This is a genomic window from Pseudomonas halotolerans, from assembly GCF_039581215.1.
In the GTDB taxonomy this organism is placed as follows: Bacteria; Pseudomonadota; Gammaproteobacteria; order Pseudomonadales; family Pseudomonadaceae; genus Aquipseudomonas; species Aquipseudomonas tehranensis.
This window is the reverse complement of the sequence record NZ_JBCNTJ010000018.1, coordinates 44,556-67,913: the sequence shown is the minus strand read 5'-3', so window position 1 is coordinate 67,913 and position 23,358 is coordinate 44,556. Positions and strand designations below refer to the sequence as shown.

General features: G+C 61.6%; 18 protein-coding genes. 12 read left to right on the top strand and 6 right to left on the bottom strand.

The genetic code is table 11. From position 1 onward, the window contains the following. Positions 1-446 precede the first annotated feature (446 nt). The 11 genes from AAIS01_RS21845 to AAIS01_RS21795 all read left to right on the top strand — a co-directional run bounded on the left by AAIS01_RS21845 (position 447) and on the right by AAIS01_RS21795 (position 15,057). Positions 447-929, top strand: a complete 483-nt coding sequence (locus AAIS01_RS21845; protein WP_025214723.1) for a sigma-70 family RNA polymerase sigma factor — start codon at positions 447-449, stop codon at positions 927-929. A 145-nt stretch (positions 930-1,074) separates the two neighbouring features. Continuing rightward, positions 1,075-2,409 carry a lysine N(6)-hydroxylase/L-ornithine N(5)-oxygenase family protein gene (locus AAIS01_RS21840; RefSeq protein ID WP_343470635.1) on the top strand — a complete coding sequence of 445 codons (1,335 nt, stop codon included), beginning with the start codon at positions 1,075-1,077 and terminating at the stop codon, positions 2,407-2,409. Positions 2,410-2,722: 313 nt separating this feature from the next. Continuing rightward, complete coding sequence (locus tag AAIS01_RS21835) at positions 2,723-6,004, top strand: transporter substrate-binding domain-containing protein (protein ID WP_343470634.1); 3,282 nt, start codon at positions 2,723-2,725, stop codon at positions 6,002-6,004. Positions 6,005-6,132: 128 nt separating this feature from the next. Then, complete coding sequence (locus AAIS01_RS21830; protein WP_343470633.1) at positions 6,133-6,567, top strand: ANTAR domain-containing protein; 435 nt, start codon at positions 6,133-6,135, stop codon at positions 6,565-6,567. Positions 6,568-6,682: 115 nt separating this feature from the next. Further along, on the top strand, positions 6,683-7,297 hold the full coding sequence (locus AAIS01_RS21825; RefSeq protein WP_343470632.1) for a response regulator: 615 nt from the start codon (positions 6,683-6,685) through the stop codon (positions 7,295-7,297). 252 nt (positions 7,298-7,549) lie between these two features. After that, positions 7,550-8,416 carry a pirin family protein gene (locus AAIS01_RS21820; RefSeq protein ID WP_343470631.1) on the top strand — a complete coding sequence of 289 codons (867 nt, stop codon included), beginning with the start codon at positions 7,550-7,552 and terminating at the stop codon, positions 8,414-8,416. Between the two features lie 189 nt (positions 8,417-8,605). Next, entirely contained in the window at positions 8,606-10,048 is a 1,443-nt protein-coding gene (locus AAIS01_RS21815; protein ID WP_343470630.1) for a mechanosensitive ion channel domain-containing protein, read from the top strand. A 290-nt stretch (positions 10,049-10,338) separates the two neighbouring features. Beyond that, positions 10,339-10,779 (top strand): carboxymuconolactone decarboxylase family protein, encoded by a 441-nt coding sequence (locus AAIS01_RS21810; protein ID WP_343470629.1) that lies wholly within the window; start codon positions 10,339-10,341, stop codon positions 10,777-10,779. 219 nt (positions 10,780-10,998) lie between these two features. After that, entirely contained in the window at positions 10,999-11,499 is a 501-nt protein-coding gene (locus AAIS01_RS21805) for a sigma-70 family RNA polymerase sigma factor (RefSeq protein ID WP_343470628.1), read from the top strand. Positions 11,500-11,536: 37 nt separating this feature from the next. After that, complete coding sequence (locus tag AAIS01_RS21800; RefSeq protein ID WP_343470627.1) at positions 11,537-12,520, top strand: FecR family protein; 984 nt, start codon at positions 11,537-11,539, stop codon at positions 12,518-12,520. A gap of 98 nt (positions 12,521-12,618) precedes the next feature. Continuing rightward, the gene (locus tag AAIS01_RS21795; RefSeq protein ID WP_343470626.1) at positions 12,619-15,057 is read left to right on the top strand and encodes a TonB-dependent siderophore receptor; all 2,439 of its coding nucleotides are present in this window, start codon (positions 12,619-12,621) and stop codon (positions 15,055-15,057) included. Between the two features lie 196 nt (positions 15,058-15,253). Here the strand turns inward: AAIS01_RS21795 and AAIS01_RS21790 are convergent, their stop codons facing one another. Then, complete coding sequence (locus tag AAIS01_RS21790) at positions 15,254-16,405, bottom strand: MFS transporter (protein ID WP_343470625.1); 1,152 nt, start codon at positions 16,403-16,405, stop codon at positions 15,254-15,256. 177 nt (positions 16,406-16,582) lie between these two features. On the opposite strand from AAIS01_RS21790, the gene AAIS01_RS21785 reads away from it, so the two are divergent. Beyond that, on the top strand, positions 16,583-17,575 hold the full coding sequence (locus AAIS01_RS21785; RefSeq protein WP_343470624.1) for a diaminopimelate epimerase: 993 nt from the start codon (positions 16,583-16,585) through the stop codon (positions 17,573-17,575). Positions 17,576-17,747: 172 nt separating this feature from the next. On the opposite strand, the gene codA is transcribed toward AAIS01_RS21785, so the two are convergent. The 5 genes from codA to AAIS01_RS21760 form a co-directional block, all read right to left on the bottom strand. After that, complete coding sequence (codA, locus tag AAIS01_RS21780; protein ID WP_092400356.1) at positions 17,748-18,995, bottom strand: cytosine deaminase; 1,248 nt, start codon at positions 18,993-18,995, stop codon at positions 17,748-17,750. Positions 18,996-19,009: 14 nt separating this feature from the next. Then, complete coding sequence (codB, locus tag AAIS01_RS21775; protein ID WP_186658582.1) at positions 19,010-20,281, bottom strand: cytosine permease; 1,272 nt, start codon at positions 20,279-20,281, stop codon at positions 19,010-19,012. 278 nt (positions 20,282-20,559) lie between these two features. Then, positions 20,560-21,390, bottom strand: a complete 831-nt coding sequence (locus AAIS01_RS21770; protein ID WP_343470623.1) for an alpha/beta fold hydrolase — start codon at positions 21,388-21,390, stop codon at positions 20,560-20,562. Positions 21,391-21,619: 229 nt separating this feature from the next. Further along, entirely contained in the window at positions 21,620-21,976 is a 357-nt protein-coding gene (queD, locus tag AAIS01_RS21765) for a 6-carboxytetrahydropterin synthase QueD (protein WP_186657966.1), read from the bottom strand. Positions 21,977-22,060: 84 nt separating this feature from the next. Continuing rightward, on the bottom strand, positions 22,061-23,140 hold the full coding sequence (locus tag AAIS01_RS21760) for a patatin-like phospholipase family protein (RefSeq protein ID WP_343470621.1): 1,080 nt from the start codon (positions 23,138-23,140) through the stop codon (positions 22,061-22,063). Positions 23,141-23,358 lie beyond the last annotated feature (218 nt).

The window sequence follows — 23,358 nt, the reverse complement described above, 5'->3', positions numbered from 1 at the left end:
TCGGGCCCGTTCCACGAGGGGGCAGGGACGGGAGGCTGTTTTGGTAAACGAGCACTTGGGGCGGGAATTTACTGGCTTGAAACACTTGGTAGCAGGTTGCGGGAAGGCAACTCAGTAGCCGAGCCAGGTGATGTTGTGGCGAGGGGATTCATCCCCGCTGGGCTGCGAAGCAGACCCCACAGCCAGCGACTCGGTGTCTCAGGTGTACTGAGTGGACCGGTTTTGGGCCGCTTAGCAGCCCCAGCGGGGATGAATTCCCTCGCCACAAAACCGTGCCTGACGCCAGATCAACTGAACGAATCAGCCTCAATGCAAACCAAAGCTTTAAATCTATATGAGAATTACTATAAATTACGCGATTGAATTTGCCACTATCGTGCCATTGCCTATCCAGGCACGCCGATTTGGCACAGAGATAGCTGGCGCAGCCATTGCGCACGGGAGTCATGTTGGAAAACTACTATCGCGAGCTGGTGTGTTTCCTGAACGCCAGGCTTGGCAACCGCCAGGCGGCCGAGGATGTGGTGCATGACGCCTATGTGCGGGTGCTTGAGCGCGCCAGTGACACGCCCATCGAGCAGCCCCGGGCGTTCCTCTACCGCACCGCGCTGAACCTGGTGATCGACGGGCATCGGCGCAATACCCTGCGTCAGGTCGAATCCCTGGACGTGCTGGACAGCGAAGAGCGGTTCTTCACGCCATCGCCCCATACCAGCCTTGACCATGGCCAGCGCCTGGACATGCTCCAGCGCGCCCTGGCCGAATTGCCGCCGCTGTGCCGCGAGAGTTTCCTGCTGCGCAAGCTTGAAGGCTTGTCCCACCCGCAAATCGCCGAGCGCCTGGGCATTTCACGGGCGCTGGTGGAAAAGCACATCGTCAACGCCATGAAGCATTGCCGCATTCGCGTGCGGCAGTGGGACGCGCATTAATCCCTCCACGCCGGTCGCATCGCGGTAAATTTTTTTTCACTGTCCTCGTTCCTCTCAACAGACGACTTGCCGGCTTGCCAAAGATCGGTCGGGTCACCCAGGCTTTTCGCGCCCTGTTGAGGGGCCTCTCCAGAGGACACTGGACATGACACAGGCAATTGCTTCGCCCAACGTTCACGACTTGATCGGTATCGGCTTCGGCCCCTCGAACCTGGCGCTGGCCATCGCGCTGCAGGAACGGAGTCCGGTTCAGGGTGAACTGGATGTGCTGTTCCTCGACAAGCAGGCCGACTACCGCTGGCATGGCAATACCCTGGTGACCCAGAGCGAGTTGCAGATTTCGTTCCTCAAGGACCTGGTGACCCTGCGCAATCCCACCAGCCCTTATTCGTTCGTCAATTACCTCAAGCATCACGGCCGCCTGGTGGACTTCATCAACCTCGGCACGTTCTACCCGTGCCGCATGGAGTACAACGACTACCTGCGCTGGGTGGCCAGCCAGTTCAGCGGGCAGAGTCGCTATGGCGAAGAAGTGCTGCGCATTGAACCGGTGCTGCACAACCAGCAGGTCGAAGCCTTGCGCGTGATTTCCCGCGACAGCCAGGGTGAAGAGCGGGTGCGCACTGCTCGCTCGGTGGTGGTCAGTGCCGGTGGTACACCGCGCATCCCCGACGCGTTCAGCGCTTTCAAGGAGGACGCTCGGGTGTTCCACCATTCCCAGTACCTGGAGCGCATGGCGACGCAGCCGTGCGTAAACGGCCAGCCCATGAACATCGCCATCATCGGCGGCGGACAGAGCGCCGCGGAAGCCTTCATCGACCTCAACGACAGCTTTCCTTCGGTGCAGGTCGACATGATCCTGCGCGGCTCGGCCCTCAAGCCGGCCGATGACAGCCCGTTCGTCAATGAGGTGTTCTCGCCGGAATTCACCGACCTGGTGTTCCGGCAGCCCCACAGCGAACGCGAGCGGCTGGTCAACGAGTACCACAACACCAACTATTCGGTGGTGGACATCGACCTGATCGAACGCATCTACGGGATTTTCTATCGCCAGAAAGTCTCAGGCATCGCCCGCCATGCCTTCCGTACCCTCACCACCGTGGAGAAAGCCACGGCCACCGATGCCGGCGTGGAGTTGGCGCTGCGCCACAACGCCACCGGTGAGCTGACCGTGCGCCGTTATGACGCGGTGGTGCTGGCCACCGGTTACGAACGGCAGATGCATCGCACATTGCTGGCGCCACTCGAGCAATACCTGGGGGATTTCGAGGTGGATCGCAACTACAAGTTGATCACCGACGAGCGCTGCAAAGCCGCGATTTACATGCAGGGCTTCTGCCAGGCCAGCCATGGCCTGAGCGACACCTTGTTGTCGATCCTGCCGGTGCGCGCCGATGAAATCGCCGGTTCGCTTTACGAGCACAGCATGCATCGCGGACAGAACCGTTCGGTGCGCGACCTGAAGCTGGCCACGGCATAACCCTTGCTGTAGAAGCTGTCGAGCGAAGCGAGGCTGCGATCTTTTCCCTATCTTTTGATCTCAAGCGAAAAGATCAAAAGATCAAAAGATCGCAGCCTCGCTTCGCTCGACAGCTCCTACAACAGTCGCCTGCGGGCAATTTCTCAGAAACTTCCTACACTCACCTCACGTGTCCTGTCTTTCAGGCAGGGCGCGTTGACGGTTCGCTGTTCCCTCGCTTTGGCAGTCTGAACCCATCAGCCGGTCTCCCTGACTTGAGGTGAAGTCGGTGGTGTTCCGGGCCGACTACGCCAAACGAAACATCCTGATTCAGATGACGCTGTTCTTACGCACAGGCCTGGTGGCGCTGTTGCTGGGCTTATCAAGTGTGGCGCCGCCGGTTGGCGCGGCCCCCGAGTCTCTGCAAGTGCTCGGGCGTTCCAGTGTGAGCGACTATTCGGTGTCCTTGGGGGAGGCCGACAAGAACTGGCTACGCCGCAAGGGGACGTTGCTGTTAGGGGCCTCGGCGCCGGATTACGCACCTTTCGGTATCACCAGCAATGGCCGCGACTATGAGGGCCTCACGGCTGACTATGCCCAGCTGCTGGGGCAGATGTTGCATGTCGATGTGCGGGTGCAACGCTACGCGTCACGGGAGGCATCGCTCCAGGCTTTGCGCAGTGGTGAGATCGACATGCTCGGAACGGCCAACGGCTTCGAAGCCAGCGACCCCGAGTTGGCGATGTCCCAGCCCTATGCCGATGACCTGCCCACCCTGGTGGCCCGGGTCGCGGATAGCCAGGATTTGCCCACGGACCTGGCGGGCATGCGGGTGGCGATGCTGTATCACTATCTGCCCACCGATACGGTCAAGGCGTTTTATCCGGATGCGGCCTTGCAGTTGTACCCCTCGACCTTGAGCGCGATCGGCGCCGTGGCCTTTGGGCAGGCCGACGTCTATCTAGGGGATTCGATCAGTTCCAATTACCTGATCAGCAAGAACTACCTGAACAACGTCCAACTGGCTGATTTCTCACGCATGGAAGTGCAGCCGTTCGCCTTTGCGGTCAGCCGCGAGAACGCACGCCTGCTGCGCATTATCAACGCCGCGCTGCAAGCCATTCCCGCCAGTGAACGCATGAGCATCCTGCGCCGCTGGAGCGCTGGCGGCGCGAGCATCCCCGGTCAGCAACCCCTGCATTTCAGTGTCAAGGAACAGCGTTGGCTGGATGCACATCCGCGGATCACGGTGGCCGTCAACCAGAACTTCCCGCCACTCACGTTTATCGATGAAGGGCATTTGCGGGGTATCAGCGCTGATGTGCTGGCCAGGATCAGCCTGCGCACCGGCCTCAAGTTCGATATCCAGTGGGGTACCTCGCTTCATGATGTGATTGGGCGCGTCAGCAGCGGTCGGGCCGACGTACTGGCCGCCGCGCCACCCAGCACCGAGCTTGAGGGGACGTTGCGTTTTACCCGGCCTTACCTGAGCAATCCGTTTGTGCTGGTGGCGTCCGCCGGGGGCAAGGTCCCGTTGACGTTGGACCAGATGGAGGGCAAACGCCTGGCGCTGATTCGTGGCAATGCGCTGCGTGAATATCTGCTGGAACAATTTCCCCGGGTGCACCTGGTGCCGGCTGAAAACTCAGCGGACGCGATGTCCATGGTCGCCGCCGGTACGGTGGACGGCGCGATCAATTCGCTGATCAGCGCCCGCTATATGATTTCTCGCCAATACCGCGGCAAACTGCACATCACCAGTACCGTGGGGACATTGCCGGCGCGCGTGGCCCTGGCAACTCATCGTGACGCGCCGGAGCTGCATTCGATCCTGGACAAGGCGCTGCTGAGTATTTCTCCCGAAGAAATGGACGAGCTGACCAATCGTTGGCGCAGTGAAGTGGTGATCGACGACAGCTACTGGTTGCGCAACCGCACCACCATCGTCCAGGGGTTTGCCATCGCCGCGCTGCTGTTGCTGCTGGCATTGGGGTGGGCCTTTTACCTGCGGCGTCTGCTGGAACAGCTGCGCGTGGCCAAGCAAAGCGCCGATGATGCCAATCGGGCCAAGACCACTTTTCTGGCGACCATGAGCCATGAGATCCGTACACCGATGAACGCGGTGATCGGCATGTTGGAACTGGCCCTGAAAAAAGCCGACCAGGGTGTCATGGACCGGCTCGCCATCGAAGTCGCGTCAGGCGCCGCCCGCGGCATGCTCGACTTGATCGGTGACATCCTCGACATCGCCCGCATCGAGTCAGGCAGGCTGTCGCTGACACCGCAGCGGGCCAATCTGCGGGAGCTGACCGAGTCGGTGGCGCGGATCTTTGAAGGCCTTGCCTGGCAGAAACACTTGCACTTGCAGTTGGCACTGGATGCCGCGATCAACCGCGACGTATTGATCGATCCGTTGCGTTTCAAACAAATCGTGTCGAATCTGCTGAGCAACGCCATCAAGTTCACCGATCAGGGACAGGTGCGCTTGAGTGTGCGAGCCGAACCGGGCGGTGACGCTCAATGCTTGCCAATCCGCCTGCGTGTTGAAGACACCGGCTGTGGTATTTCGGCCGAGGATCAGCGCCGCCTGTTCAGCCCTTTTACCCAGGCCAGCAACAACACCCAGTCGGCCCGCAGCGGCTCCGGGCTGGGTCTGGTGATCAGCCGCACGCTCTGCGAAATGATGGGCGGCACCCTGACGTTGAGCAGCGTGCCGGGGGAGGGCACGCAGATTGAAGTTCTGCTGAGCTTGCCCGTGCTTGATGCCTTGGCTCAAGCCCCGTCGGCTGAGAGCGAAACGCTGGTGCCCGTACGGGCGCTGAACATTCTGGTGGTGGACGACTATCCGGCCAACCGCCTGCTGCTGGCCCAGCAATTGAACTATCTGGGGCATCGCGTCCGGGACGCCGAGGACGGTGTCCAAGGGCTGCGCGTCTGGCGTGCCGAACCATTCGATGTCGTCATCACCGACTGCAACATGCCGGTGATGAGTGGCTACGAACTGGCCCGCGCCATTCGCGACGAGGAGCGGGCCGCGGGTTTGTCGCCGGGGGTGATCCTGGGCTTCACGGCCAATGCCCAGCCCGAGGAAAAGGTCCGCTGTGTCGAGGCCGGCATGGACGATTGCCTGTTCAAACCCATCAGCCTCCAGGAACTAAATGCGCGCCTGGCTTCGGTCACGCAAGATTGCGCCCCAGCGCCCGATGAAGCGGCACCTTCCTCGGCCACCGACGACATCGATTTGAGCAGCCTTGAACAATTGAGCGGAGGTGACACTGCCTCAATCAAAAAATTGCTGGGGGAACTGGTCAGCAGCAATGCCGCAGATCAGGCGCAATTGATGCGCCTGTTCACCCGGTACGACCTGCCCGGGCTGGCGGACCTGGCGCACCGGGTCAAGGGCGGCGCGCTGATCATCAGGGCCCCAGGCCTGATTGCAGCCTGTGAAGCCCTGGAGAATGCCTGTCGCGAGGCCGACCGGCCGTTGCTTGCCGCCGCCGTGAATGACATGCACCAAACCATGGAACATCTGACTGAACGATTGGAGGCCTATGTGGTGAGGGAGCGTGCTCCCGCTGGGCCGCGAAGCGGTCCCCGCGGGTCTTCTCATGGCTAAGCGAGCCGCGTAGTCATCCCGAAGCTACATGCGAAGTACCTTTTTCCTCCCTTTTTTGGGATTCGTCCTACAGCGCCTCTCAAAAGCTTCCTCTAGCCTGACGCCCCTTAACGATTGGGATGCCTGTCATGCCGAACAAAGCATTACGTATCATGATTGCCGACCCGCAACATGCTCATCGAATGAGGCTTGAATACCTGTTCAATCAACAGGGTTATTTTCGGATCGCCCCCGTGAGTGGCTTGCAGGAGCTGTTGACGCTGGTGGAGTACGGCAGCGAGCCGTTCGACCTGGTCGTGGTCAATGCCGGCCTGGCCAAGGGCGCGCTGGACCTGCACGATTTCATCCTCGACAACCCGCAGCTTCGTCACGCGATGATTTACAACACGCCACGGGGCGGCCCGTCCCCGGCGACTGTCGCGTGTCGACCGGGCTTGCACTTGAGCCCGGCCGTACTGCCTGACCTGGCTTCATTGGCGAGCCTGATGCAGCGTGTCGACCCCCAGGCCAGCGAGTTATCGCGATCCTGGCTGCGCCCCCTCAGGCAAGGTCACGCAGGGTGAAGCTGTACCGTTGGTCGGCACTGTCAGATCTGACAGGTGGCCGGGCCTGTCGTTTGTGCAACAGTCCCGAGCGGTCATGGCATCGGCGCCGTTTGCATTTACGTGGGGAGTTGCCTTGAAAGACGTATTGATCGTGGATGACCACCCTGTCATACGAGGGGCATTGCGGCTCATATGCCAGAACGAGGGGTTCACACGAATCAGGGATGCTAGCGGCGTAGCCGACGCCAGGGCGTTGATCAAGGAAGGGGCGCCAGACCTGGTGATTCTGGACCTGGTGATGAACGGATTCGATGGCATGGACCTGTTGGTCTGGATCATGGCCCAGTTCCCTGGGTGCGGTGTGCTGGTGTTCACTTCCCAGGATGCGCAGCACTTCTGCAACCGCTGCATCTCGGCCGGAGCCAGGGGCTTTGTCACCAAGAAAAGCGACCTGAAAGAACTGAGCAAGGCCATTCATGCCCTCAAATCCGGCTACTCCTATTTCCCTCAAATGCCGGTCAGGCTGGATTTTCAACAACGCACTGAACAGCAAACCCTGGAAACGCTCTCCACCCGCGAGCTATCCATTCTGCGAATGCTGGCCATGGGGATGCGCGGCAAGGATATCGCCGAGGCCTTGTTCCTGAGTCCGAAAACCGTCAGCACCTACAAGACCCGTCTACTGGAAAAACTTGGCCTCAAGACGCTGGTGGGCTTGTCGGATTTCGCCAAGCGCAATCACCTTTGAATAACACCAGAACTTGTGGGAGCGGGCTTGCTCGCGAATGCGGAGTGTCAGTGAAGTAAATGTTTGCTGACACACCGCGTTCGCGAGCAAGCCCGCTCCCACAGGGGGGACTGTGGTGACTTGCAGTTTTTCTGGGTCCTTCATTGTTCTCCAAATAGAACGCTAAGACCGGTTTTTGCTGTCTAGTGCTTCAAGGGGGGCGGTTTTAAGCTATGCCCATCAAATCGCAGTCCCTGATTTTGGAGACACAGCATGAAAAATATCATCGGCGTCTACACCAGCCCCCGAGCCCATTGGGTCGGTGACGGCTTCCCAGTTCGTACGCTGTTTTCCTACGACAACCTGGGCAAGCACATCAGCCCGTTCCTGCTGCTGGACCACGCCGCCCCCACGCCATTCGAACCCACCACTGAGCGTCGCGGTGTCGGCCAGCACCCTCATCGCGGTTTCGAAACCGTGACGATCGTCTACCAGGGCGAACTGGAACACCGGGATTCCACTGGCAGCGGCGGCAAGATCGGCCCTGGCGACGTGCAATGGATGACCGCCGCCTCCGGGATCATTCACGAAGAGTTCCACTCCGAAGCCTTCGCCCGGCAAGGCGGGTTCATGGAGATGGTCCAACTGTGGGTCAACCTGCCCGCCAAGGACAAAATGGCCCCGGCCGGCTACCAGACCCTCCTCAACGGCGACATTCCCCGCATCGACCTGAAGGACAACGCTGGCAGCCTGCGCCTGATTGCCGGCCGCTTCGAAGGGCATCAAGGCCCGGCGAAAACCTTTACGCCCATCGATGTCTGGGACATGCGCTTGAATGCCGAAAAAAACCTGGCCCTCGACGTACACGATGGCCGCAACACCGCACTGGTGGTGCTGCGTGGCACGGTTCAGGTCAACGGTCGCGAGCGGGTCGAGGCCGGGCAACTGGCGCTGTTCGACCGGGCCGGCGAGCAGTTGCACCTGTACGCCAATCAAGACGCGGTGGTGTTGCTGCTCAGCGGTGAGCCTATCGACGAACCCATCGTCGGCCATGGTCCGTTCGTGATGAACAGCGAGCAGGAGATTCACCAGGCTTTCAACGATTTCCACTCCGGTCGTTTTGGCGCGATGGACGACTGAGGCGAAACAACAGCCCCCCAAAGCTATGTGGGAGCGGGCTTGCTCGCGAACGCGGTGTATCAGGCACATAGACGTTGCCTGACACACCGCATTCGCGAGCAAGCCCGCTCCCACACTGGTTTGGGTGATCTCTACAGCGTGTTCAATTTGTGCCAATCTTCGCTCCATGACCTTTCTGGAGCTGTCCCGATGCTGTCGCTGATCTCCGATCACCCACTGCTCAGTGCCCTGGTGCTGCTTGTGCTCGACATTCTGCTGTGGCGGCAGGTCAGCGCTGATCGGACCTATTGGAAGATCGGCGGGCGGCTGCTGATTTTTTCGTTGTTCAGCACGCTGCTGTTCAACGAAGGCCTCAACCCCCTGCAGCCGGCGCAGTGGGTTGACGACGTGCCACGCCATTTGGCGTCCACCGGTTTACAAATTGCCTGGTGGCTGTTCGCCGCGCGGACCCTGACGGTGATGATCGGCGCGGTGATGATGCAGCGGGTGGGGCATACCGGTCGGCTCTTGCAGGATTTGATCGGCGCGGTGATTTTCCTGATCGCCGTCATCGCGGCCCTGGCGTATGTGCTGGACTTGCCGGTCAAGGGCGTCCTGGCAACGTCCGGGGCGATGGCGATCATCGTCGGTCTGGCCTTGCAGAGTACCCTCAGTGATGTGTTCTCCGGGATCGTGCTCAACACCACCAAGCCCTATCAAGTCGATGACTGGATTTCCATCGACGGCACCGAAGGCCGGGTCACCGACATCGACTGGCGCGCCACACGGTTGCAGACCGCCCAGGGCAGCATGGCGGTGATTCCCAACTCCTTGGCAGCCAAGGCCAAGATCGTCAATTTCAGCCGGCCCAGCGATGTTCACGGGTTATCCATCAGCGTTCCGGTCAGCCCCCATGCACGGCCACAAACCGTGATCGATGCGCTGGAGCGGGCGATGATCGGCTGTCGTTCCCTGCTTGCCAGCCCGGCACCCTGCGTGACACTCAAGAGCACCGGCAGCACCGGGGCAGAATATGAAATCAGCGGGTTCGTCGCGTCCATGGGCCAGAAGCGCGAGGTGCGCAATCAGCTGTTCGACCTGGCGTTCCGGCATTTGCAGGCTTCGGGCGTAAGCCTGTTGTCCACCAGCGAAAGCGCGTCCGCCAATGGCGTGTCGCGGCCCCGTGCGTTGCTGGAAAGCTCCAGTATCTTCTCCACCCTACGCCCGGATGAGAAAGACACCTTCAGCCAGAACATGACCCTGCAGACCTTCCGCGCCGGCGACATGATTTTGCCGGCCGGTGAGGTCAGCGATCATTTGTTCATCATCGAGTCGGGGGTGGTCAGCGTGACCCTGTTTCGTAACGGCCAGCCCTTCGAGGCCGGGCGCATGGGGCCGGGGGAAGTGATCGGTGAAGCCGGGATCGTCTCTGACCAGGCCGCGCTGGCGAACTTTTCCGCCAAGACCTTTTGCACCCTTTATCGCATCGAGAAGAGCTACCTCAAACCCTGCCTCGACGCTCGCCGCGACATCAACGACGCCATGAAAAACCTGCTGGACGTGCGCATGCACCTGGCCCAAAACCTGACCCGCGACGTTCCCAAACCGGTCGCCAAAAAGCGCTTCCTGCAATGGTTGCGCAACCGGGCCTGAGCGGGCGTGCATTTGCCCCCTGTGGCGAGGGAGCTTGCTCCCGCTGGGCCGCGAAGCGGCCCCAAAACCCGCTGAATGCGGTGGGTCAGGCATACCGAATCCATCGCTTTACGACTGCTGCGCAGCCGAGCGGGAGCGAGCTCCCTCGCCACAAACGTCATTCTCCATTGCTTCAAGGTAAACCCGACGTCTGCGCCCATTGGCCACCCGAACTTCCCAACAATTGGCTATTTGTACCGCGCCAGCGCAACGCTAACGTAGCGCCACACCCAATTGTTCTGGAGTTCACCATGCAACCGCGTATCGATTTCTACACCGCTTCCCCGGACGCTTTCAAAGCCATGATGGCGTTCGAAACCGCTGCTTCGAAACTGGGCCTGGAAAAGTCCCTGCTGGAGCTGGTCAAGCTGCGCTCTTCGCAAATCAACGGTTGCGCCTTCTGCATCGACATGCACACCGCCGATGCCCGCAAGGACGGCGAAACCGAACGCCGACTGTACGCCGTGACCGCCTGGCGCGAAGCCCCGTTCTTCACCCCTCGTGAACGCGCCGCGCTGGCCTGGACCGAAGCGCTGACCCGCTTGAGCGACACCCATGCGCCAGACGCCGACTACGAACAGCTGAACCAGCATTTCACGCCCAAGGAAATGGTCGACCTGACCGTGGCAATCAACGCCATCAATGGCTGGAACCGCCTGGCGGTGGGCTTTCGCAAGATGCCTGAGGCGTAGTCGAAAGCAGAAACTACCTGTGGGAGTAAAGCTTGCTCGCGATAGCGGTCAGACAGTTTATGCACCATCGACGGACACACCGCCATCGCGAGCAAGCTTTGCTCCCACATAGATTTAATTCTCAGCTTTGAAAGCTTCGGACGACAGGCACTGCAATACGTTTGCTTCGGCTTAATAGGAAGCATTACTATTCACGCCCCATCCCCACAGCGCAGTGCGATGACCCCCACGCCGCCCCGCAGACCAGGCTTTTTCGAACATTACGAAGAGTTGATCGGCACCTGGACCCGTCGTCTGCGCAATCGCCAGCAGGCCGAGGATCTGGCTCACGATACCTTCGTGCGGGTGCTTGAGTCCGATTCGGCCGATGTCCAGCAGCCGCGGGCCTATCTGCATCAGACAGCGCGCAACATTGCGGTGGATGGCTATCGGCGCGAAGATCGGCGGGGCGCCATGGAGGAGGCGGCGCTCGATCACAGCCAGTCGCTTTCGGGCGACCCGGAGCACTACATGCACGCGATCCAGTTGGCAGACTCCATCGAAAGGGCACTGGCCGAGCTGCCGGCCAATTGCCGTACGGTGTTTGTCTGGCAGAAGATCGAAGGCTTGACCCAGGCGGAAATCGCCGAGCGCCTGGGCTTGTCAAAAAACATGGTGGAAAAGTATATGATCCGCACCCTGCGGCATCTGCGCGATCGTCTCGACGGGCCTGGCCAATGATCCGCCGTTATCTTCCACCTGAGCCACAGGACCTTCCATGATGGATAACCGTGAATGCCCGTGCGGGCAGAACCGGGTTCGCGACGAAGCGGCACAATGGTTCGTGCGTTTGCAAGCCCCCGTCATGGGTGTCGATGAGCGCCAGCGTTACGAGGCCTGGCTGGACGAACACCCCAACCACCGCGATGAAATTCAATTGCTGCAGGGCATTTGGAGCGCCACGGATTTGCTGCCCAAGGAGCGTCTGCAAGCGTTGTGCGAACCACCTGCCAAACGTCCCAAGCGTCGACCGCTGTTGCGCTTCGCCGTGGCCGCCGGGCTGCTGGCAATGGCGGTTGGGCTGGGGTTGTTCAGCGGCTTGGGCGCTTCCAGCGATTACAGCGCTGAATTTGCCACGGCCCTGGGCGAGCGCCGGCATATCGCGCTGCCGGACGGTTCGGTGATCGACCTCAACAGCCGCAGCCGTGTGCGTGTTCAGTTTGCCCACCATCAACGGCGCGTAGAGCTGGCCGAAGGTGAGGCGTTGTTTCGCGTCGAGCATGACGCCGGCAGACCGTTTACGGTGGAGGCGGGCAACGGCCGGGTGACGGTGACCGGCACGCGCTTCGATGTGCGCCGCGATGCCGACTCAACCCGGGTGGCGGTGGAGCAGGGCAGTGTCAAGGTTCAGGGGCGCGACGCGTCGCAGGCCGAGTTCGTCAGCCTCACGGCCGGCCTTGGCACGCGTATCGATGCTCAGGGCAAGGTCGGCGCACCTTATGGTATCAACGCCCATGAACTCACCGCCTGGCGCCACGGCAAACTGGTGTTCAACAACGCTCCCTTGAGCGAAGTTGCTCAGGAGGTGTCCCGTTATCGCGCTAAACCCCTGCGCATCGGCAGCGCGGCGGTGGGCAACCTGCGTCTGACCAGCGTGTTTCGCGCCGATAACCCCGAGGCGCTGCTCAAGGCTTTGCCGAACATTCTGCCGGTGGCCGTGCGCACCCTGGATGACGGCAGCCAGGAAATAATTGCGCGGTAGATTCAGGTTTTTTTCGAGTTCTTCGTCTTCTTGTCCAACTGCAACTGGTTTGCATTAACAGGCGCGTATTTTTGCGATTCAACAGGACAAGGTTCGACGTGAAAACCTCCCTCAAAAACAACAACCGCACCCCCGTCCGCTGGCTGCCGCTGGCCCTGACCCTGGCCGTCAGCGCTGCGCTGCCCCAGGCTTTCGCCGATCAGGCGGCCACGCCCATTCACATCCAGGCGCAACCGCTGGCTCAGGCTTTGAGCCAGCTCGGTCAGCAGACCTCTTTGCAGGTGTTCTTCAGTCCGGAACTGGTGGCCGGCAAGCAAGCCCCGGCAGTGGACGGCAACGTGTCCCCGGAAGCGGCCCTCGGCCAACTGCTGCACGGCAGCGGCCTGCAATACCAGATCGATGAAGGTTCGGTAACCGTGCTGCCTGCGCCCTCGGCATCCGCTGATGGCCCGCTGGAGCTGGGGGCCACCGCCATTCAGGTGGTCGGTGACTGGCTCGGCGATGCCAATGCCGAAGTGGTGCAGAACCATGCTGGCGCGCGTACGGTCATCCGCCGCGAAGCGATGGTGGAGCAGGGTGCGATGAACGTCGGCGATGTGCTGCGGCGTGTGCCGGGTGTGCAGGTGCAGGACGCCAATGGCACCGGCGGCAGCGACATCTCGCTGAACGTCGGCGTGCGCGGTCTCACCTCGCGCCTGTCGCCCCGTTCCACGGTGCTGATCGACGGCGTACCGGCAGCGTTCGCGCCTTACGGTCAGCCGCAACTGTCCATGGCGCCGATTTCTGCGGGCAACCTGGACAGTATCGATGTGGTGCGCGGCGCCGGGTCGGTGCGTTACGGGCCGCAGAACGTCGGCGGGGTGATCAACTTCGTGACCCGCGCCATTCCGGAAAAAACCACCGGTGAAATCGGCACCACCCTGGAAACCTCCCAGCGCGGCGGTTGGAAGCACATCGATACTGCTTTTCTCGGCGGCACGGCCGATAACGGCATGGGCGTTGCGCTCCTGTATTCGGGGGTCAACGGCAATGGCTATCGCCGCAGCAACAACGACAATGACATCGACGACGTCATCCTCAAGACCCACTGGGCGCCCACCGAGGTGGACGACTTCTCGCTGAACTTCCATTACTACGACGCCAAGGCCGACATGCCCGGCGGCCTGACCCAGGCGCAATACGACGCGGACCCGTATCAGTCCGACCGTGACTGGGACAACTTCGCCGGCCGGCGCAAGGACGTGTCGTTCAAGTGGATCCGCGAGATCAGCGACCGTACCCAGGCCGAAGTGCTGACCTATTATTCCGACAGCTACCGGGGCAGCACCATCGCCAACCGGGACCAGCGCAACCTGGTGTCCTACCCGCGCACTTATTACACCTTCGGCATCGAGCCGCGGGTGTCCCATGTGTTTGACCTCGGCTCGACCACTCAGGAAGCCAGCGTCGGTTATCGCTACCTCAAGGAAGGCATGCACGAAGAGGCCAGTCGCCTGGCGCTGCGCGATAATCAGCCGGTGGTGCGGCCGGGGTCCGACGGCCATGTCTATCAGGACCGCACCGGCGGCACTGAGGCCCACGCGGTCTACATCGATGACAAGATCGACGTCGGCAAATGGACCATCACCCCGGGGATCCGCTTTGAACGCATCAGTACTGAGTGGCACAACCGCCCGGTACTCGACACCGCCGGCCGCCCGGTTGAGGAGAAACGCCGCAGCATCGACAGCAACGAACCGCTGCCGGCCCTGAGCGTGATGTATCACCTGTCCGATGCCTGGAAACTGTTCGCCAACTACGAAACCTCGTTTGGCAGCCTGCAGTATTTCCAGCTCGGCCAGGGCGGTAACGGCAACAACACCGCCAACGGCCTGAGCCCGGAAAAAGCCAAGACCTACGAGATCGGCACGCGCTACAACGATGACGTGTGGGGCGGGGAAGTGACGCTGTTCTACATCGACTTTGACGACGAGTTGCAGTACATCAGCAACGACGTGGGTTGGACCAACATGGGCGCGACCAAGCACCAGGGCCTGGAAGCCTCGGTGCGCTACGACATGGCTGCGCTGGATCCACGCCTGGAAGGCCTGAGCGCCAATGCCGGTTTCACCTACACCCGTGCAACTTATGAAGGTGATATTCCAAGCTTCAAGGGCCGTGACCTGCCGTTCTACTCACGTCAGGTGGCGAACATGGGGTTGCGTTATGAGATCAATCGCTGGACGTACAACCTCGATGCCTTTGCTCAGTCCAAACAACGTTCCCCCGGCAACAGCGTGAACCCCGACGGCAGTTTCAGCGACGACTACATCACCGACGGCAGCGCCGATGGACGCTACGGTGACATGCCCGGTTACGTGCTCTGGAACGTGCGCGCTGGCTACGACTTCGGCTCGCAGCTGTCGAACCTGAAGGTCGGGGCCGGGGTTAAGAACCTGTTCGACCATCAGTACTACACCCGCTCCAGCGACAACAACTCGGGCATCTATGTGGGCGCACCCCGGACGTTTTTTGTGCAGGCGAGTGTAGGGTTCTGATGAACAACCAGGGTTGACGCGTACTCCTGTGGCGAGGGGATTTATCCCCGCTGGGCTGCGCAGCAGACCCGAAGCGGCAGGCTCAATCTGCCTGACACACCGAGTGGGTGATTTTAGGGCTGCTTTGCAGCCCAGCGGGGATAAATCCCCTCGCCACAGATAAATCTCCTTTCCACAGAGAGCGTGGTGTAACGCTTCAAACCTTCAACACTTTCCCACTCACCGCCACGGCCACCAACGACAGCGCAATCAACCCAAAGGCAAAGCTCAGGCTGCTGCCATGGGCGACGAATCCGATCAGCGCCGGGCCGGCAAGGATGCCGGCGTAGCCGATGGTGGTGATGGCCGGTACGGCGATCGCTTCGGGCATCAGCGTTTGCTTGCCGACCGCGGTGTACAACACCGGCACGATATTCGAACAGCCTACCCCCACCAGCGCATACCCCAACAGCGCCGCCTGCCACATCGGCGCCAGGGTCGCCAACAGGAACCCGGCTGCCGCAATGGCGCCACCGTAGATAATCACGCGTTTGGCGCCCAGGCGATGCACCACCGAATCCCCCGTCAACCGGCCGACGGTCATGGTCAGCGCGAACGCGGCATAACCGAGCCCGGCATAGGCCGTATCCATATCACGCTCGGCGACCAGGAATACCGCGCTCCAGTCCAACACCGCGCCTTCGGCCAGGAAAACGACGAAACACAGGATGCCGATAAACAGCACCACGCCGTGGGGAATGGCGAACGCCGGGCCCGAACTTTCACTGCCATAGGGCAGCAGATGCGGCGCCGCCTTGAACAGCGCCACCAGCAACACTGCGTTAACCACCAGCGTCGCCCCCAGCGGCGACAGGCCCAGGCCGAGCAGCGCGCTCACACCGGCCGCGCCAATGATCCCGCCGAGGCTGAACATGCCGTGAAAACCCGACATCATGGTCTTGCCGCTGGCCCGCTCGACGATCACCGCCTGCAGGTTGACGGTCGAGTCCACGGTGCCGAGGCCGGCGCCAAACAAAAACAAGGCTGCCACCAGCCAGGGCAAAGACGTCATCGTTGCCAGCGCCGGCAAGGCCAGGCAGATCAGAATCGTGCCGCCGCTGAGCACCCGACGGCAGCCAAACCGCGCCGCCAGGGCGCCGGCAATCGGCATCGCCAGAATCGACCCCACCCCAAGGCATAACAACAGCAACCCGAGCGTGCCTTCGTCCAGGTTCGCCCGCACTTTGGCGTATGGCACCAGCGGGGCCCAGGCCGCGATCCCGACACCGGCGATGAGATAGGCAATGCGGGTGGACATCTGTTCCAGGCGTCCGGGGATGAAGGTGGGCGGTGGCGTAATGGCAGTCATGAAACGTCCTTGGTTTTGCGAGGCGATGGTGCGGGCGGGCCCTATGCTTGCACATCCACTGACCGCGCCGCGACCTCAAGGTGCCGAAGAGGTGCGTGGGTGGCAAGCACGCTTTGCCTGCACAGCCTTGGCCGGAATAAAGTATCGGCTTTCGCTGGCTGAATCCGGGTCTGGTCCATGACGCAGTTTTATGATGCACGGGGCAATATTTATGGCGTGGTCTCACCGCAGCAAGTCCGTGCCCAAGGCATTGACCTGCCGCCGACAGCCGCCCAGGCTGCCCAGGCACGCCAAGCCTGGAGCCAAGCGGCAGTGCAGGCCTTCTGTCGTTGGGCGCCGGGGCAGGCGCCGCCGGATGCCAAGGCCCATCGCAGCGATGGTCTGCTGATTGGCCCGTTCCAGAGCGAGCCACCGTTTGACCTGTTGATCGTCAACACCGACGGCACCCTGGCCGAGCGCAGTGGCAATGGCCTGACGATTTTCTCCCAGGCCCTCAAAGCGCAAGGCCTGATGCCGAGCGACGGTGAGTGCGTGCTACAGGTTCATCACGACAAACGTGAAGGCGGGTCACCGTTGCAAACGGCGGTACGCGCGGCTGAGTACGAAGGTCTCTCGGGTTTCTGGCTGGACTTGGGAAAACCGCTGTTTGGCCCCAGCGCTGTAGCGGCTCAAGATGTGCAAAGTGTGATCGTCAACCAGCGCGAGGTCAGCCGTGTGGCTGCGCTTCATGCTTTGAATCCGGCCTGGGGCAGCAGTCAGTTCGTGAACATCGGCAACCCGCACTGCGTGACCCTGGTGGACAGCGCCGAGACGTTGCCAAGTAACCCGCAGATGCGTGCCCCGGCGTTGGCGCAAAGCCTGACGCGCATTGCCTATGCGCCGCCCGGTGGGGCCGGCGTGCCCTGCCTGGCGGGGGTGAATCTGCAATGGGCCTGGCTCGAAGCCGAAGGGCGCGTGGTTGCCCGGGTGTTCGAGCGGGGTGAAGGCCCCACCGCCTCCTCGGGCACCAGCGCCAGTGCCGTGGCCAGCGCCGCGTGGCGGGTGGGCTGGGTGAAGGTGGGGCCGGTGAGTGTGGTGATGCCGGGTGGCACTGCACCGATTCTGCTGGAAGAACAGGCGGGTGAGTTGATGCGGGTGAGGTTGTTTGGTGTAGCACGGGCTGTGTCATAGACGATCTGCGCCGCAGTCAATGACGCCATCGCGAGCAGGCTCGCTCCCACATTTGATCTTCAGCGGGCACAAAAATGTATGTGCGACAACGCCACTGTGGGAGCGAGCCTGCTCGCGATGACGCAGGCACATTCGCCATCAAAACAACTGAACCACCGCTATCGCGATGACCTCAGCCTGGCTGAACCGCAAACTCCACCACCGGCATCTGCCGCTTCATCAGCACTTGGCCATTGCGAATGGAATAAAGCGGCAGCCCTTGGCTGCGAATCACTTCGTAGTCACTGTCGGCCGAGAGGATCAGCAGGTTCGCCGGGCGCCCGGGTTCCAGGCCGTAGCGCTCGCCCAGGGCCATGGCCTTGGCACTGTTGTCGGTGACCAGGTCCAAGGCGCTTTGCAGGTTGCGATAACCCAGCATGTGGCAGATGTGCAGGCCGGCTTCCAGTACCCGCAGGATATTGCCGTTGCCCAGGGGGTACCACGGGTCGACGATGGAGTCCTGGCCGAAGCACACGTTCATCCCCGCTTCGAGCAGTTCATTGACCCGAGTGACGCCACGGCGTTTAGGGAAGTTATCGAAGCGTCCTTGCAGGTGGATGCTTTCGGTGGGGCAGGAAACGAAGCTGATGCCCGAGTGCCCGAGCAGGCGAAACAGCTTGGCGCAGTAGGCATTGTCATAGGAGCCCATGGCCGTGGTGTGGCTGGCGGTGACACGGGCGCCCATGTCGCGGCTGCGGGCTTCTTCGGCCAGCACTTCGAGAAAACGCGAGTGCGGGTCGTCGGTCTCGTCGCAATGCACGTCCACCAGGCAACCGGTGCGCTCGGCCAGGTCCATCAGGAATTTCACCGAGCTGACGCCTTGATCCCGGGTGTACTCGAAATGCGGAATGCCGCCCACCACGTCGGCACCCATTCGAATCGCTTCTTCCATCAGTTCGCGGCCGTTGCGGTAGGACTCGATGCCTTCCTGGGGAAACGCGACAATCTGCAGGTCGATCAGGTGACGACTTTCCTCACGCACTTCAAGCATGGCTTTGAGGGCGGTGAGGTCAGGGTCGGTGACGTCGACATGGGTGCGTACATGCTGGATGCCATGGGCGGCCAAGGCCTGGATGGTTTTTTTGGCGCGGGTCTTGGTGTCTTCCTGGGTGATGGTGGCCTTGCGCTCGCCCCAGCACTCGATGCCCTCGAACAGCGTTCCGCTCATGTTCCAGCGGGGTTCGCCGGCGGTGAGGGTGGCATCCAGATGAATGTGCGGTTCGACGAAGGGCGGCACCACCAGATTACCGCCAGCGTCGAGGTCTTGCGGGCCAAGGCTCGGGGCTTCGGTCTGGCGGGCAATGCTGGCGATCAGGCCGTTTTCCAGGTGCAATTCATGCAAACCTTCGCGGTTGCGCAGGCGGGCGTTGATGATGTGCATCAAGCGAGTCCTTCTCAAAGATCTTGTAGGGGCGTATCGGTGGCGCGAATTCCCAATAGACCGATCAATATCACATACGTTAGCGCGCCGGTGGCGATTCCTACCAATGGCGCAACCCAAGGCGACGTGAACGCCGCGAGGGTGCCTGCGCCGTATGCAAACAGCCCCGGCCAGTTGAACGCCGGTAGCTGCGCCTCAGCCAAGCGTGGATAGCGGCCGCGCCAGCGGAAGAAGAAATCGGCCATGATCACTCCGCCAATCGGCGGGATCACCGTGCCCAGCAAAATCAGGTAAGGCACCAGCAGGTCGTACATGCCCAGCAGGGCCAGCAGTGTGCCGATCGCCGCGCCGCCCAGGGTCACGGTTTTGCGCCGACGGGTGCGCAGCAGGTTGCAGCCAGCCACGGCGAAGTTGTAGATGGTGTTGTCCTGGGTGCTCCAGATGTTGAGCAGCAGCATCGCCATCGCCGCCATGGCGAAGCCTTGCAACAGCAGCACTTCCACCACGTCCGGCTGCTGATAGACGATGGCTCCGTAGGCGCCGATCAATACCATCAGGCCGTTGCCGATGAAAAAGCCGATCAGGCTTGCCAGCACCGCGATCTTCGCGGAGCGGGAAAACCGCGTCCAGTTGGTCGCCTGGGTGGCACCGCTGACGAACGTGCCGAACACCAGCGTGATGGCGGTGGACCAATCGAGACTGCCCGTCGGCACCACCGCCAGCAACCCATCCAGACCTCCGACCTTTACCGTGGCGACCCACATCGACAACATCAGCAGCAACATCATGGCCGGCACGGCGATGTACGACAGGATCTCCAGCCCGCGATAACCAATGTAGGCGGTAACGCAGAAGCCCAGGCCGAACAGCACCATCAGCCCCAGCACGGTGCCTTCGTTCAAATGAAAATACTTGCCCAGTACCACCGCCGCCGTCGCCGTGCCCCAGGCGTACCAGCCGATCTGGGTGAAACCCAGGATCAAGTCGCTGAGTTTGCTGCCCACCTCACCGAAGCAGAAGCGACCCATCAACACCGAATTAAGCCCGCTCTTGAAGGCGATATAACCCAGGCCAGCGGCGTACAGGCCCAACAGCAGATTGCCGATCACGATGACCGTGAGCATCTCGGCAAACCCGAACGCCACGCCCAGCTTGCCACCGGCAAACATCGTGGCGGTGAAAAAGGTGAAGCCCAGCAGCACCATGGCCGTGGAGGCCAGGCCCTTGCGGGCATGCATCGGCACTTCGCTCAAGGGATAGTCGTTAGCCGGATCGTTTTGAGTCATGTGGAGGTCCTTGCGCAGGAGGGAGATGTCGCAAGCGTGCAGCGCCCGTGCCAAACGGGTGAGCGCGAGGTTATTTATAGACAATCTTTGGGGTTGGGTGGGCAAAGAGGGCGAAAGCGGTGCGGCGGTGGTTCAAGTTGGAACACAGTGTCCACGGCCTATGCGGGTTTCCTTGTGGGAGCGGGCTTGCTCGCGAAGGCGGAGTGTCAGTTACGAATACACTGGCTGACACACCGCCTTCGCGAGCAAGCCCGCTCCCACAAGGCCATGCGGTTTCTTCAGGTGGGAGAGTGCAGCGCTAGGAACCGCAACACCGCCGCAACGATGGCCTCCGGCGCGTCTTCCTGGACCAGATGCCCTGCGTTTGGGACAGGATGGAACTGCGCGCCGGGGATCAGTTTTTGTAACGTCCGGCCGCGTTCGATGGGAATCCACTGATCGTCCTCTCCCCAAAGGATCTGCGTCGGGCAGCGCACGGTTGCATACAGCGGCTCGACCTCGCGGGTATAGCGCTCGTCCATCTGCGCGATCTGCCGATAGAGCGCGGCCTGGCCGGTCTCGCCCAGCCAGGGCTGCACGTACGGCGCCAGTTCTTCATCCGGGATCTGCCGTTTGATCGCTCCCCGAATATACGTCGGCACGATGGCCCGCTGAATGTAATCGGGCAGGCCACTGAACGCCGCTTCATACTGGCGCACATGCTGGACAAAGGGTGAACCCCAGGGCGACAGCGCCACCGGGTCGATCAGGGTCAGGCTGCGGTAGTGCCTGCCGTTGAGCAGGTGCGTGCGCAGGGCGGTTGCGCCGCCAAAATCGTGGGCCACCACGTCCGGGCAATCCAGACCCCAGTGTTCCAGCAATTGTGCGAGCAACTGGTTTTGCACACCGAGGGAAACATCTGCGTCCGGCTGTTCGGATTGGCCATAACCCAGCAGGTCAAAGTAATGCACCTTGTGAGTGGCGCAGAACAGCGGGGCGATTCGGTGCCACACGTAGGAAGAGAAGGGCGTGCCGTGGACAAACACCAGCGGCGGACCGTCGCCGTGGACGGCGTAACGGATGCGATGCCCGTTGAAGTGGTATTCGTGATCCAGGGGCCAGTTGGTCATGATGGGAGCTTCACTGGAAATGGCTCAGGGACAGAGCATAGACCCGATTCACATGGGAAAAAACCGATTGTGGCGAGGGCGCTTGCTCCCGCTGGGCCGCGAAGCGGTCCTCAAGCCTGAAGTTGCGGTGCATCAGGTTGAATAGAGTCGCTGCTTTTGGGGCTGCTGCGCAGCCCAGCGGGAGCAAGCTCCCTCGCCACAGGAAGCTCCCTTGCCACAAGGAAAGTGGTTACTCGCCGCGGTAGATGCAACCGCTGGTGCAGGTCTCATGGATGCGAATGGCGCAGAGCTCCGGCAACAATGGCTTCAACTCGTTCCAGATCCACTTGGCCAGGACTTCGCTGGTGGGGTTCTCCAGGCCAGGGATGTCGTTGAGGTAGTTGTGGTCCAGGCGCTCGTAGAGCGGCTTGAAGATCGCCTTGATCTCCGAGAAGTCCCGAATCCAGCCGGTGTGCGAGTCGATGTCACCGCTCAGGTGAATGGCCACTTTGAACGAGTGGCCGTGCAGGCGGCCGCACTTGTGACCGTCCGGCACGTGGGGCAGGCGGTGGGCGGATTCGAAGGTAAATTCTTTGAAGATTTCCACAGGTTCAGGCTCTTTAAAGGTAGCGGTCGCGAGGCAGGCGGCGGAGTTTATCAGTTTGGTTACGGCGTTGCGCGACCGTGCTGACTAAAGGGTCAGCAAACGCTCGCCCAGCCCACCGTTGGCCGCCAGCTCCAGGAACTCGTCACCGAGCCGGCGGCTTTCGTCCATCGCTGTGCGCCAGTATTTGCGGCGGCTCGTGTCATCGCCCATGAAACGCTTGAAGTCGTTCCGGTCCGGCAGTTTGCCGAAGGGCAGGCGCGCGAGGTATTCACGGGACGGCGCCAGCAACAGCACGTTCTGCAAGCGTTCGATGTTCCCCCGGCGCCATGGCAGGCCCTTGTCGAACCAGCCAGGAATGACCCGGTCGGTGAAGTGCGGATACAACACGATGTCCTCGCCGCTGTAGGGCAGGTCCAGGTGATAGTCCAACAGGCCGCCGTCGCGGTAGGTGCCAGCACCGGCGCCCGGCAGGTCACGCACGCCTTCCATCACCATCGGAATCGAGCCGGATGCCAGCAGCGCCTGGCGTAGATTCCCGGCCTCCAGCGGGACGAAGCGTGACGGAAAGTCGTTCAATGGATGCAGCGGCGGCGCCTGGCGTGGGTCGTGGACGATCAGCCGTTCGAAATGCCGCGACAGACGCGCTCGGCCTCGCAGGTTGTCGGCGATCACCGACGACAATCCCAGGCCAAGGCGGCCGCGATGATCCTGGGCCAGCCAGCCGTGACTTTTGACCACCATGATGTTGAGCCGGTAATGCGGGTTGTCGAGGATCGACGTGTCGCGACCCTGGAGCAAATCATCGAGCATGCGCTGCGAACTCTGGCTGACCCCGGCCATGGTCACGCCTTTGGCAAAGCTTTGCTCGTTGTACAGGGTGCCCAGGCGCCGGATCCCCTCGGCGGCATCCGGCAAGCAGGCGCTGGCGAAGCGCCAGGAGCCCACCGAGGCACCGATCAGCGAGCGCTCCCGCGGCGCGGCAGGCAGCCACTCGCCGAACAGCGCCAGGTCCAGCCCCTGAATGCCCAAGGCCTTGGGGCCACCGGCGGCGCCCGGCAGAATGCCAACATCGGCAGCGTTCAGGCCTGCCTGGCGAATGCGTGCCAGAGCACGAGGGCCGGCCTTGAGGGTCAGGGCAGGGAATTTGATGTGGATGGCGGTCATACCGGTCTCGAAGCGTAAAGCATTAATTAACGACATCAGCCCCTGCGGGAGCAAGCCTGCTCGCGATGGCGGTACGTCAGTCCCATCCATGTTAACTGACCGACCGCTATGGCGAGCAGGCTTGCCAGATTGATCTGCGTTCAATGATGGCAATTCAGTTTCAGTTAAGTTCGTCCCGATACAGTCGTTGTGTGAAGATTATAAGAAGGAGACAAACC